12 protein-coding genes and 1 pseudogene are annotated in these 13,288 nt (G+C 51.2%); 6 read left to right on the top strand and 7 right to left on the bottom strand.

Annotated features, from left to right (window positions below; genetic code table 11):
* From AC2FJZ_RS20525 to AC2FJZ_RS20505, 5 genes and pseudogenes are all read left to right on the top strand, one after another.
* A partial coding sequence (locus tag AC2FJZ_RS20525; protein ID WP_496779964.1) for a hypothetical protein occupies positions 1-182 on the top strand: 182 nt, incomplete at its 5' end.
* Between the two features lie 614 nt (positions 183-796).
* Entirely contained in the window at positions 797-2,443 is a 1,647-nt protein-coding gene (locus AC2FJZ_RS20520) for an arylsulfatase (protein ID WP_496779962.1), read from the top strand.
* A gap of 148 nt (positions 2,444-2,591) precedes the next feature.
* Positions 2,592-3,348, top strand: a pseudogene (locus AC2FJZ_RS20515) (IS5 family transposase).
* Positions 3,349-3,635: 287 nt separating this feature from the next.
* Complete coding sequence (locus tag AC2FJZ_RS20510) at positions 3,636-3,788, top strand: hypothetical protein (RefSeq protein ID WP_496779961.1); 153 nt, start codon at positions 3,636-3,638, stop codon at positions 3,786-3,788.
* An 18-nt stretch (positions 3,789-3,806) separates the two neighbouring features.
* Positions 3,807-4,703, top strand: a complete 897-nt coding sequence (locus AC2FJZ_RS20505) for a YegS/Rv2252/BmrU family lipid kinase (protein WP_496779959.1) — start codon at positions 3,807-3,809, stop codon at positions 4,701-4,703.
* 3 nt (positions 4,704-4,706) lie between these two features.
* On the opposite strand, the gene cls is transcribed toward AC2FJZ_RS20505, so the two are convergent.
* Entirely contained in the window at positions 4,707-6,116 is a 1,410-nt protein-coding gene (gene cls / locus AC2FJZ_RS20500) for a cardiolipin synthase (protein ID WP_481668667.1), read from the bottom strand.
* 542 nt (positions 6,117-6,658) lie between these two features.
* Here cls and AC2FJZ_RS20495 point away from each other — a divergent pair.
* Positions 6,659-7,546, top strand: a complete 888-nt coding sequence (locus tag AC2FJZ_RS20495; RefSeq protein ID WP_496672123.1) for a mechanosensitive ion channel family protein — start codon at positions 6,659-6,661, stop codon at positions 7,544-7,546.
* Positions 7,547-7,581: 35 nt separating this feature from the next.
* On the opposite strand, the gene AC2FJZ_RS20490 is transcribed toward AC2FJZ_RS20495, so the two are convergent.
* The 6 genes from AC2FJZ_RS20490 to AC2FJZ_RS20465 all read right to left on the bottom strand — a co-directional run bounded on the left by AC2FJZ_RS20490 (position 7,582) and on the right by AC2FJZ_RS20465 (position 13,270).
* The gene (locus tag AC2FJZ_RS20490) at positions 7,582-8,799 is read right to left on the bottom strand and encodes an AI-2E family transporter (protein WP_496672126.1); all 1,218 of its coding nucleotides are present in this window, start codon (positions 8,797-8,799) and stop codon (positions 7,582-7,584) included.
* A 22-nt stretch (positions 8,800-8,821) separates the two neighbouring features.
* A complete protein-coding gene (locus AC2FJZ_RS20485; RefSeq protein ID WP_496672129.1) occupies positions 8,822-9,061 on the bottom strand; it encodes a hypothetical protein in 240 nt (79 codons plus the stop codon).
* A 110-nt stretch (positions 9,062-9,171) separates the two neighbouring features.
* Positions 9,172-10,029, bottom strand: coding sequence for a DUF1269 domain-containing protein (locus tag AC2FJZ_RS20480; protein WP_496779957.1), 858 nt, complete (start codon positions 10,027-10,029; stop codon positions 9,172-9,174).
* 72 nt (positions 10,030-10,101) lie between these two features.
* Entirely contained in the window at positions 10,102-10,887 is a 786-nt protein-coding gene (locus tag AC2FJZ_RS20475) for a hypothetical protein (RefSeq protein ID WP_496779955.1), read from the bottom strand.
* A complete protein-coding gene (locus AC2FJZ_RS20470) occupies positions 10,884-12,602 on the bottom strand; it encodes an alkaline phosphatase family protein (RefSeq protein WP_496779953.1) in 1,719 nt (572 codons plus the stop codon). The genes AC2FJZ_RS20475 and AC2FJZ_RS20470 overlap by 4 nt, the downstream gene beginning before the upstream one ends.
* 71 nt (positions 12,603-12,673) lie before the next feature.
* Complete coding sequence (locus AC2FJZ_RS20465) at positions 12,674-13,270, bottom strand: HdeD family acid-resistance protein (RefSeq protein ID WP_496779951.1); 597 nt, start codon at positions 13,268-13,270, stop codon at positions 12,674-12,676.
* Positions 13,271-13,288: the final 18 nt, after the last annotated feature.

Here is a 13,288-nt window from a genome sequence, read left to right as displayed (position 1 = left end):
AAAGGCACTCGCGCTCAGTTCGGTACGCCTCTCTCTGCGCCAGCAACACGTTGTTTTTCAACAATATCGGCTCAAAGCAGTCTTTCGCTGCAGTCGGCTTGAACGACTGCTACGCGGACTTTGCGGCCATTGGCCCGCTTTCACCGGAGGACCGCAAACAGCGCAATCCGGACATTAAATAGGAAGGTCTCAAATTTTTGGCTACGCAAAGTTGCCCACGGTCTAAAGCGATGGCCTGCTCTGGGTGCGCCCAACCCAATTCGCGATTACGGCCGCTTCTAGCGCGTTGGTCGAACTGAGCCGCCCAATTTTAGTGGTCCAAATTGAAAGTTAGTGCATGGTTGGCCTTTGATCTATCAGGACGAAGACTTCCGGGGCGGATTTGCACACGACGAAGCTTTGACAATAGATGAATCGCAATAATGTAATGTGAGTTGTTGGTTCTCTGCCGTTTTCCACTGACAACCTTCGTTGAACATGAGGCGGTCAAACTTTTATGCGGGTAAAGCAAACGCTATTCGTGGGTTAAATCACTCAAAAAAGTGAAACGTTGATTTAGACTTAAAAACGACGACAGAGATTACCGAGGATGATCGCAAGGATCATCCAAAGTTTAATGTCCTATCGACTAGTTGTTCGGTGTGATTAAACGGCGCCCCGAGAGGCCGATGTATCCAAAAGTATAAGAGGCCATTCGGAATAGGTCGTAGTGTGTTCAGTTCTGCACTGTATCAAAACCTTTAGAAACGCGCAGTTTCAAAACTTTAATACTTTTTACCCGGAGTAGGAGATAAACATGATTAAACCTCACCAAGTTGTCACGCCATTGGCTGCTTTCTTTTGTACTTTCGCGATCTCCGCGACGGCTCAGGATTTCGATCCGACGTCGTTGTCGACCTATGGCAGCAAGCCCAACATCATTATGATCGTTTCTGACGATACTGGGTATTGGGACCTTGGTGCCTATCATGGGGGCGCCGCGCGCGGCATGGACACGCCCAATCTTGATCAAATGGCCAAGCAAGGGATGATGTTCACAGATTTCTACGCTCAATCCTCTTGCACGCCGGGGCGTGCCGCGATGCAGACCGGGCGTTTCCCGAACCGCTCGGGCATGACTACGGTTGCTTTTCAGGGTCAGGGTGGTGGACTACCGGCGGCAGAATGGACGATTGCGTCTGTTTTGAAGCAGGCTGATTACAACACTTACTTCATGGGAAAATGGCACCTCGGGGAAGCAGATTATGCCATGCCGACAGCCCATGGCTACGACAAGATGGAAAACACATTTCTCTATCACCTGAATGCGTACACCTATGCGCTGGACGACTGGAATGTGCAGATGTCCGATGATCAGAGAGCATTTTACAAAGAGAACACCACCGGCGTTTTTGAAGGCGTGGCCGGAGATCCTGCCAAGGAAGTGCTGACTATCGAAGACATGACGACTGCTGATTTGGCCGCGCTGGACAAGGTTGGTGCGGAAAAGGCGGTGGCAGAACTGGAGCGTCTTGCTGGCCTGGACCAGCCATTCTTCATGTCTATCAACTGGGCTGCGAACCACCAGCCTAACCTGCCGTCGCCTGATTTTGTGGGCAAGTCGGCGGTAAAGAACAAGTATGGCGACAAGGTGGTAGAGCTTGATTTCCACACTGGTCAGATCCTCGACAAGGTGGAAGATCTCGGAATTGGGGAAGATACCCTGATCATTTACACTGTTGATAATGGCGCATGGCAGGATGTGCATCCTGATGCCGGCATGACACCGTTTCGTGGCACCAAAGGGACTGACCGTGAAGGGGCGTACCGCGTACCTTTCTTAGCAAAGTGGACAGGTAAGATCGAGCCGAACACGAAGTCGAGCGACATCACCGGCGGCACCGATCTGATTGCCACCTTTGCCAACCTCGCCGGCGTTCCGTTGCCGACCGAAGATCGGGAAGGGCAGCCGACGATTTTTGACAGCATTGATATGGCTCCGGTCCTGTTTGGTGAGGCCGACCCACAGCGCAACACCTGGGCGTATTTTACCGAGAATGAACTCACTCCGGGCGCGGTGCGCGTCAATGAATGGAAGGCCGTCTTCAACATGCGCGGCGACAACGGTGCGCGTGCTGGATCCGAAGCTCCTGCTGCCGAATTGGGATGGCGCGGGGCCGAAATGTACGTTGCTACCGTTCCGCAGGTGTTCAACCTTTGGGAAGACCCGATGGAGCGCTACGACATCTTCATGACCACCGGGCGTGAGAACACTTGGACGATGCCGACACTGATGGGCGAGGTTGAGCGGGTTGTGAAAACCTACATCGACTATCCCCCACGTCCGGTGCAGAGCGAATCCTACTCCGGCCCAATTACACTCAGCGAGTACCACCGCTTCACGACGGTGCGCGACCAGTTGAAAAAGGACGGCTTCAATTTGAGCCTGCCAACCGGCAACTGACGCAAATGGCCGGGGCGTCGTTATGCGGCGCCTCGACACATCGAAAATGTGAAACGGAGTAAGTGCTTCTTCACAGTTTCTCTAGGGTCAGGACCCATTGATTTCCGCACGGCGATATGACTCACGGTTCGAAAACCGAGCGGTAACCATGTCTGATCTTTTCTGGCTGAGCGATGCGCAGATGGCGCGTCTTGAGCCCTTCTTCCCGAAGTCCCACGGCAAACCTCGCGTCGATGATAGGCGTGGGTTGAGTGGGATTATCTTAATCAATCGCAATGGCTTACGTTGGCGCGATGCACCCAAGGAATACGGGCCACACAAAACGCTGTACAACCGCTGGAAGCGGTGGAGTGATAAAGGTATCTTTGCCCAGATGCTGATAGGATTGGCCGCTGATCACGGTGAGGAGAAGACCGTAATGATTGACGCGACTTACCTCAAAGCCCACCGTACGGCGTCCAGTTTGGGCGTGAAAAAGGGGGACGCGGTCGCCTGATCGGACGCACCAAGGGCGGCATGAACACAAAGCTACACGCCATCTGCGACAGCAAAGGCCGCCCGCTGAACCTGTTCGTCACCGCTGGGCAGGTGAGCGACTACATCGGCGCAAGGGCGTTGCTGAGCAGCCTGCCGCAGGTCGATTGGCTACTGGGTGATCGTGGTTACGACCTGATTGGTTCAGAGAAGCCCTTAAAGTCAAGGGGATACGCCCATGCATCCTCGGTCGCAGACAGCGGAAGAAGTCCGTTAAGTACGACAAGCGCCGATACAAACGGCGCAACCGGATTGAGATCATGTTCGGCAGGCTCAAGGATTGGCGGCGTGTGGCAACACGATACGACAGATGTCCCAAAGTCTTCCTCTCAGCCATCGCACTCGCCGCAATCGTTATCTATTGGCTATGAGTCCTGACCCTAATTTATACGGTGGGTCCATTCAAATGGGGAGGCTCAATTGGAGTGTTCTGAAGTTCAACACAGTTTCTGTTGGATGAAATCCACTGGATTTATTTGCGCTGCGCTACGGGAGTAGCAATCTAATTGAATTCGGGGCATAATTTGGCATTGAGTTCTCTTGCTCTCAGGAGGCACCGCTCAGGGCCAATGTGAATTATTTGAGTAAAATTGGCCTGGTGGGATGGTAAAACATACCGTCGATCACATGTTTGGTCAGATTTGGAGGGCTAAAAACAATGGCAACCAAAGCCGAACTTTGCATGGCAGCAGCAGAAGCCAGAGCCGCTACGAACGCACTAAAGAAAATGGCGCGTGATCCTTTAGGTGCGTTTGACCCTGGTTTGGCCACAACGGTTGCCAAGACAGTGATCAAGAACCTGAATAAATGAGAGGAATAGGCCGGCCACATGGTTTGTAAAACACTGCTCATCCTCAATCGAAAATCTGCGGCCCGATCTGACGTACGTTCGGCCGTCAGACCACTGGAAAAGGAGCTTGGTCTGGAGATTACTATCCCGTGGTCAGGTAAACAGTTGCGAAAAACGATACACAAGCACTTGGCCAAGGGGGTGACGCGCTTTGTTGCAGGAGGTGGTGACGGGACACTCAACGCGGTTACCAGCGCCCTATTGCGATGCGATGCGGGACCAACCATTGTTTTGGGGCTTATGCCTCTGGGCACTGCTAACGACTTTGCCAGGTCTTATGGTGATGCCGGATCGGATCTTTCTGCATCATTGGTGCAGGCCGCAACCGGAAGAGCCCGGTCGATAGATATTGGTTCTATCAACGGTCGCCCATTCGTGAATGTCGCCAGTGGCGGGTTTGGGGCCATGATTACCGCGACAACTCCCAAAGAAGTTAAGAAGCGGCTAGGAGGGTTAGCCTACACCCTTACCGGATTGGCGCGAGTTTCTGAGCTGAAACCAACGCAGGCCTTGATTACTTTGGATGGGTCAGAGCATAACTGGGCGTCGGTTTCTGCGCTGGTAATTGGCAACAACCGCTTTGCCGGTGGTGGGTTCGAAGTAACTCCAGAGGCTGACATGTTCGACGGGTTGCTCGATCTGGGTGTTTTGACCACGGACGAGTGGCCACCTGCAAACCTGTCTTTTGGGCATTTCCCCGACCTGAGTGACCCGATTGAGGGGCTCGTAAAACGTAGCCGTTTCAAACATGCGGTGTTGGAAACAGAAAAACCGTTCCACTTAAACCTTGACGGTGAACCGATGGTGGACACGAGGTTCGAAATATCGGTTCTACCGGGTAGGTTAAGCTTTGCGCTACCTTCAACTGGGTCTTGATCTCTAAAGAATTGGAGCGAACAGGCGGGCAATCGGGGCGCCAATCCGGATATGCGGGGGCTGTTCAGCAAGCAATTTGTCTAGCCTAAACGACCGTTCAAAATCCTTTTCCAGCATCGCGGCTGTAGCCCCGGCGGCGCGTGTATCGAAGAAAACGGCCATTGCTTCAAAATTCAGCCGGAATGAGCGGTTATCCATGTTCGTTGTCCCTATCGCGGCCAAAGTATCATCAACAACCAATACTTTTTGATGCATGAAACCGGAACTATATCTCAAGACCTGTACTCCGGCCTCGCGGATTTCATCAAAAAAGGCAAAAGCGGCAAGCCAAGGAATCTTATGGTCAATGACGTCAGGAACCAAGATGCGGACATCCACCCCTTGCAATGCAGCGTGTTTTAAAGCTGTGAGCACATCGGTATCGGGTACGAAGTACGGCGAAGCGATCCAAATCCGTCGTTTGGCATTCGCGATTGCCGTGAAAAAGAACAAGGCACCGGTTTCCATTTCGTCCCCGGGACCAGTTGGGACGATTAATCCGGACATGTTCTCTTCCATGTGACCAGCCTCCCAGTTCATCTCCGAAATCAGGATTTCTTCAGTTGCCCAATGCCAATCCTCTACAAACACCAGTTGCAATTGCGAGACGACCGGGCCACGGATTTCGACATGTGTGTCGCGCCAATCACCGAATTTTGGGTCGCGCCCCATATATTCGTCTCCAACATTCAATCCGCCGGTAAAGCCGACCGTTCCGTCGATGATCACCGTCTTGCGGTGATTGCGTAAATTGAGTTGAAATCGGTTTTTAGCTCCGCGCATCTGCGCGGGTTCAACTACTTGCACGCCGGCTGAACGGAGATCATTAAGATAGGAGTTTGGAAGTTTAACGCTGCCAACTGGATCGCACATGAACCGAACCGCAACTGCACGTCTTGCTGCGGTGATCAGATGGTCCCGCAGTGTCCGACCCAGATCATCATCATGAACAATATAAAACTGCACCAGAATGTAATCTTGGGCTGCGTCAATAGCGGCAAAGATTTCATCGAACGTTTCCTGCCCGTTTAATAGGATTCGCATGTTGTTGCCCCGGACTACAGGGAGTTCAGATATCCTTTCCAACGCTTCGGACGGAAACTCTGTAGGCACGTCGGGGGCATTGACCTCGCGAAACGTCTTGATTCCGTCAATTACCTCCTCGCTATCGCGGCGCGCAGTTAAGTATCGGTCGAACTTGTGATGTCCCAAAAAAAGGTAAAGCGGAACGCCAAGATACGGGGCAGTAATCAGAAAAACGACCCAACCCACTGCACCCTGAGAGGTTCGCGCCGATGAGATCGCTCTCCATGCAAACCAAATGGCAGTGGCTTCGAGGGCGATCAGGAGCAAGACCAGAATTGTGGACACCATGTGGGCCTCTTTGGTTCACGGTTGCTGAAAGGGCGTTCCAACACCCGGTGGAGATCCACCAGATTAACCGATACTCGCAGGAAAGGATCGCCTAGGGCAAGCGCGTAGAAACGCAGTTCTTGTTGAGCTCGGGTTGCAATTCGATAGAGAATTCTCATTCGTATGCCGCTTTGACAAATTAGGAGCAATTTATCCCGATACTCCAGAAAAAGCTGGAAGATTCTCCCAGAGTTTCCGATGCTGTCCTCCTGCAAACTTCGGGTGTCGTTTGAGAAGTTTACGACCTACATGATCCAAAAGAGAGGCCAGTTCAGCAATTGGAAGAAACTCAATCTCCGTCGATGAGCGCAGTTGTCGAAATGCAGGAACGTTTCAGCCACTGGCAGGCCGAACTAAATCAAAGCAGCGTAATTCTCTCTTTGATCTTTCTCTTGGCCGTTGTCATCGGCAGGCGGCCACTTGCACGATGGCTTATGGCAATGTTTCGGACACTTCTCAGACGCTTGTCCATTGAACTTTCGGAAAAGGTAGCTGACGAACTGATGCGGACCACATCAGTTTTGATTGTGACCTTTGCTGTTTTTGTGGTTCTGGAAACACTGAATGTTCCAAACATGCCTGGTGACATTTTTAGGCGCGTTATGGCCTCAATCGCTGTGATCGCAGTATTCTCAGGGTGGTACAACCTGAGCGGGTCTTTTGTATCCCTTCTTCAGAGCGACCGGTTTGGAGAAGTCAGGATGGAGGCCGGATGGATGGAGCGCGTTGCCCGTTTTGGCATCTTGCTGTTTGCCATTACGTCACTGCTAGAAGTCTGGAGGGTCGACATCAGCGGTGCGCTGACCGGTGTTGGAGTGCTGGGCGCAGGATTGGCTATCGCGACACAGGACCTGATCCGCAATCTTGTGGCAGGCATGAATAACATGAGTGAAAAGCGCTTCGCTATTGGGGACTCGATTCAAATCGACGGTTCGTTTGTCGGGACAGTCGAATCCATTGACCTGCGCTCCACCCTAATCCGTGGGTTCGATCAGATCCCACGGCATGTTCCGAACTCCGAGTTATCCAACGCAGTTGTCCTAAACTATTCACACCGCCGACATCGAAGGGTCATGCTTAGCATACCGTTGCTTCTAGACAGTACCGAGGCTCAGGTCCTTCAGGTGCGTGATACGTTGCGGGAACATTTGTCGGCCTGTGGAGATTTCGAATTGTCTGAAGAGGCACCGAAATATGTCTATGTCGAAGGGTTGTCAGAATGCGCCGTAACCATCATTTTTTACGCGTGGACGACTACCCCTGAATACGACAATTTCCTCCGTGTGAATGAAAGTCTTTCGCTCAAAATCCTTGAGACGGTGCGCGCGGCAGGAACAGAACTGGCCTATCCAACACAATCGATCAATCTGCGCGGGTCAGCCATTCCGTGACCTCCTGATGATACCGATCAGTATTCCCCAAGCGTCTAGCTCTGGTTGTCTAAGTTTTGCTCAAATTCCTGACGGATTGCTTCTGTTTCGGTATCTAGTTCGGATTTGGATACCGTTAGCTTAGATTTTCGAGGTGCAGCTTCAGTGGCTTCGCCCTGTGCTACTTCCCTTACTGGATTGTCTTTGTGACTACCGTCGGACAAGTTACCATCGCCCGACATCAGTATTGCGAGTGACGTCGTCGATGGGATGTTGGCTAACACGATCATAGTACAGACGGTAATCGGCACGCTTAGTAGAGCCCCGGGGATACCCCAGATTGCGGTCCAGAACGTCAGTGCGAGGATGACCATCAAAGGCGACAAGTTTAGTGATTTTCCGGTTAGCGATGGTTCCAGAATATTCCCGATGATGAACTGAACCGCCCCACAGCCCACCAAAATAATTAGAAAAGGCGTGCTAGTATCAAACTGCACAAGAGCAACGAGCGACGGCAACGCTACCCCGATGATTGAACCAATCGTTGGAATGAAGTTCAGTACGAATGCCAGGATGGCCCAAGTTTCGGCAAAATCCAATCCCACGGGCTTCATTATCGCGTAGCTACCGACACCCGTTAGGAAACTAACGAGTGTTTTGATCCCTACATAGCGCTGCACACTGTCCGAAATGCGTGTCAGCACGCGGTGTAAGTTTTGTGCGGATTCCGCATCTGGTGCTGCCAGTGCGACTTTCAACCTCATGGGCCCCTGTTCCAGCATCATGAAAGGAATATAAAGAAGGATCAGAAAGAAAGCGCTCAAAAAGCTTCCGGCTGAACCGATTGCTCCGCCAGCGAAGCCGGTAAAGTCCATCTCTAAGATCGCTTGTTGCGCTGCCTGATAGTTCTTGTCTCCAACAAGAGTGACCACTCGGGCCAAGATTTCAGAGAATCTTGCTTCATATCTAGGCAACGCATCGGCAACCGCGCCCGCTTGACTGGTCAGAATTGATAGTAATCCGAGCAATCCCAACACTAAAAGAGCAGCGCTAATGACATGGGCCAGCCATCTGGGGATCCGTGTCCCGAGAATTTCAACCTGACAAAACCTGTCGACTGCGGAAGTCAGAAGAATGAAAATCAAGGAAGCAATCGACAATGGAACTAGAACATCAGCCGCCAGGACCAGTCCTGCGATAGTAAAAAAGGCGATCACGACAACCCGGTGCCAAAACGCCAGACTAAAAACGTGTGTTTGCTGTTGATCTGGCACCGGCTGGGCTACTTCCTGTCTATTACCCTACGGATTTACGAACCTTGTCATATACGGCTTTCATTTTCAAACCAAGTTCCTGCGCAGCTTCGCCGACTTCATCCGCCGACTGATTAAATTGTGATGTAGACAGGAACCTATCCCACTCCGAAACAAGTGAATCCCACTCGTCTTCCGCCTCCATTGTTCCAAGGTTCAACTGAAGTTTAATTTCATCTCTCTTTTGTTGTAGCTCGGCCATCATGGCCTTTAGATCTGGCATTTCTTTCACCTTTTGTAACACGTAATTGCCGAGAGACGGCTCTCCGGTTTATCTGCACTGCCAATATTAAACGGTGCCGGTTGGATGTTTAAACATCTTACTAAAAAGAATTAGGTCAACGCTTCTTTGGCCAGTGACATTGACGCATCTAGCTTGGCCTTTCGTTCTTTGTAGTCTGCCTGAATTTCAGCTTTACGCTTTTCAAACTTGTTCCTTGTATTTTCTTTGGCCACCGCAATTTGCTCGTCAATCGCCTCGAGCCTTGCAGCTGTTTGGCTGTTCAGTTCGGTGATACGTTGCGAGATTTTTTCTTTGGCTATACTTGCCTTTGCCTTGGTTGCGTCGATTTTGTCGTGGATTGCTTGTTTGGTTTCTTCGTTAGATTGCTTCCACTCGTCTTTTAGCTCTGCAATTTCCCGATTAAGTTCCGCCATTTCATCAGCGTATTGTTCATCGATTGCATCGGCGCGTGGCTTGCGGAAAACCACTCCTCCAGCCTCGCTCATTTTGACATCCAATGGCGATGTCCAAACTTCGTCAACCGAGGCCACCAAGCAAGATTTACCAGGAATAAGTTCGATGCTGATTTCGTCAAGCATCGTAGAATCTATTCCCGCAACCCAAAGATCTCTGTAGACACCAAACAAACCACCTGTCATCGATCCGACAGCCATTCCTGAGGCGGCCACTGATGCTGCAGCGGCAGATCCGGCGACTGCAGTTCCTGATGCGACTGCCATCGGGCCGGCCAAAACACCAACCATTCCGCCGAGAACGAGGCCCAGTGCCGTTCCCAACGGCCCTTCATCTTCCACCTTCTTAACTTCGACTTTGCCTTCGAGATCTTTCCCGATGACTGCAGCGGCATACACCGCGAGATCTCCTTGGGAATGTAGCGCGCGCAGTGCGGTTTCACCCTTGAATGCAGCAGCATCATCCTCGAAAACGACGGCAATAAACTTTTCCATGTTGGTACTCCTGATGGTTGATTTTAGGCGGGAATTTCTTAGTGGGTAGGAACTTTTCTAAACACTAAATGCTCATTGAAACTGCATGTTAAGTGCCGCGTAAATTTGCCATTTGGGCAGGCCGATTCCTTTGTCAAAAACCGAGTACTGCGGTTCGACAAAAAAGTTGTAAACGGTATTGCCGCGTTTGGTGACCTTGCCTAGGCGAATGCCCAATGGGACAGAATAGCTGTCATTAACAAAATTGTAGGTCCAGATCGGGGCGCCGCCCGTGTAGTACCCATTGCCCAGTTGGAAAAAAACAAAGGGTTGAAAGGCACCCAAATTGGCACGTGGGCGCCCATTTGCATCCCCAACGCCTCCACGCCATGTCAGAAGATATCCATACTGAAAGACAGGCGAAGTTGCATTGAAATAAACGTTGGCTAACCCAAGCTGCCATTGATCGGCTCCCAAGCGGTCGTCGGAGGCTGTTGGCACGACCACTTGCGGACCAAGCGCAAAACTAATTCCAGGGTTACCCGTATTAAACTGATAGGCCGCAAAAACATCAAAATCTCCGACGCCACTCAAAGTTTGGCCATCTGTTCCCACCGGTAACGAGTTAAATGGCAACGAGGCTCGGATCAGCCAATTGGAGCTGCCTAAAGTGACCGGCTTTGCATAGCGCAGAACAAATTGATTTCCGGTCGCATTATCTGGTCCTGTAAAGTCACCGATATAATAGTTTTGGATATTGAACGCTGTGATATCAGCCAGAGGATTGTTGGCTTGCGCTGCATCAGATTGCGCATAGGCCGGAGTGCTGGCGACGCACAAAACGGAAAATTGAGCTAAGCGCTTAAAGAAGGATTTCATGGGGCTCCCTTTGTCTCGGGCATCGCTTCTGGCAAAGGTACACCCACCGCTCCGGAAGGCGGCTTAGTGCCCAGAAGAGACGCAATCGTAGGCGCGACATCCACAGTTTCGACGCGTCGTGCGACGGTTTGTGGAACAATATTTGAACCTGTAATAATCAGGGGAACGTGTGTGTCGTATGTCCAGGGAGAGCCATGAGCAGACGCAACGTGCAACCCGTCAAAATCAGCCACAAACCAATGCGGTTCGAACACCACATAGATATCTCCCGACCGATCTGGATTAAAGTTAGCCAAGACGGCATCGCTAATCTTGGTTTTTGCAAACGATCCGCGTCGCAAATCTGAACTCCCAACCGCATAGGCAATGCCGGGGAGTTTTTGAAGTTCCTCAGCAACAGCTCGCTCGACGACCAAAGGATCCAAAGAGCGTTTGGAAATAAGATCTTGGTCCAAATAGACGTAGGGGTTGGAAAAGTTCTGAACCAGATCAGCGGATTCACCAAAATCCATTTGAAGACGCACAAATCCTGGTTCTGTATCGACGCGTTCAAAGCTGAACAAACCAGCTTCAATGCCTAGAGTCGCCAGAAACTCCGGGTGTTCCGGTGCGCCGTGATCTGCCGACAAAACGATCAATGTGTTTTCTAGACCAACTACGGCATCCACATGTGTTAAAAGGTCAGCGATTTGCCTGTCGAGATGCGCGAAATTGTCTTCGGCTTCTAGGCTTGAAGGGCCGAACATATGGCCGACATAGTCTGTAGATGACAAGCTGACCGACAGATAATCAGTAACGTCATCGTGCCCCAGTTTTTCTGCATCCAACAGGGCTTTGGCAAAATCTACTGTTATTTCATCCCCAGCCGGGCTGAGGGTTAAGAGCGTTGTGAAGTATTTCCCTTCTGCCGCTCCCCAGTTATGCGGAAATGTCCGTCCAAACCCCTGTATATCGGTTTCCCACGGTTGGTCGTCGCGGTCTGCAAAGGCATACTTCCCGACGTCTCCCAGAAGAGTCCAAGATCGATTGGCATATGATGCGACAAGGCCCTTTGAGTTCCAATCCTCAATCCAACCGGGGTAGGCGTCGCGATAGAACGTGCTTGTAACAAACCGGCCTTCTGACTTTGAGAACCAGTAAGCGTCACCAGCGTGACCTGCCATTGCAATTGCACCGCGATCCTTGACCGACACACCAAACACTTTTGAAGTCGGCCCAAAGTGCAGGCCAATTTCATCGGAGATAGTTGAACTGATAATATTGCGGGGAGACCGACCGTCAGTTGTGGCTGCTCGTTGGGTCGGATCGATTTCGTTCTCCGCATCGACTCCGGAAGCCCCGACCAAAGGATAGTCCGGATCCTGCACGTTATAGAAAGGCTTGCCAGTTTTTCGATCAAACCACAGGTTGGCTACCATACCATGGATAGCAGGGTCCGTGCCGGTTGCGAGCGTCGTGTGCCCGACAATTGTTTCAGTGTTGGCATGGCGGTGATGAGCATTTGTAAAATTGACGCCATGATCCAACAAATAGCGAAAGCCGCCCTCTCCTATGTGGATACTGAATCTGTCGATTAGGTCTCCACGCAACTGATCAACAGTAATTTGAAGAACCAGTCGAGGCTTGCCTTGAGCGCTTGAGACAGACGGAACGACCAAGCTGACTCCAACAACCAACCATTTGATTAGCAAGGGAAAATTTTTTGGTTCGATCACGTATTTCGTCCTTTTTGTAACAGTAGAATCAGTGTCTACCCAACGTTTGCCACAGTTTTGGGTCGTTTTTTTCAGACCGCGACCGACACGTCGTTCCTTAGGCCACGGGCAAAGCGGATATATCCTGCGCCCTCACCGATCAGCGATACGCCTGCAACGATCCCCAACAGCATCACGCTCACTTCGGGGTACTTCGCCAACAGATATCCCGATGCCAGTACGGACACACAACCAACGGAAATGACCCAGCCAGAACCTTGATCCGGTCGCGCCATCACGCCCACTGCAATCCGCACCAAGCCATTCACAAAAATTGCAACAATCAAGACCAACGTAAGCGCCATGAGCCCTTCAAGAGGGCGAAATATCAGCAACAACCCGGCAATCAGATTGAAGCCCCCCAAGATGGAATAGATGAGCCTTGCATTCCAGCCATCTTTGGTGGTGAAAACCTGCACTAGCACCACGAAGCCACCTACAGCGAAAACAAATCCCACAGCAAATTCAATGGCCAATGATACCAAAAAAGGTGCAAAAATTGCGAATACACCCCCGATAGCCAACACACTCCCGAGTCCAAGAAACCAGCCCCAGTATTTTTGCAGATCGTTGTCTGAGTTTCCCATGCTCATTGTATCTTTCCCTTGGTCGATTGCATTTTCAAACACTGGCGACTGCTTTTGCGT

The organism is Ruegeria sp. CDSA079, from assembly GCF_059612245.1.
This window is presented reverse-complemented; position numbering and strand designations above follow the sequence as displayed.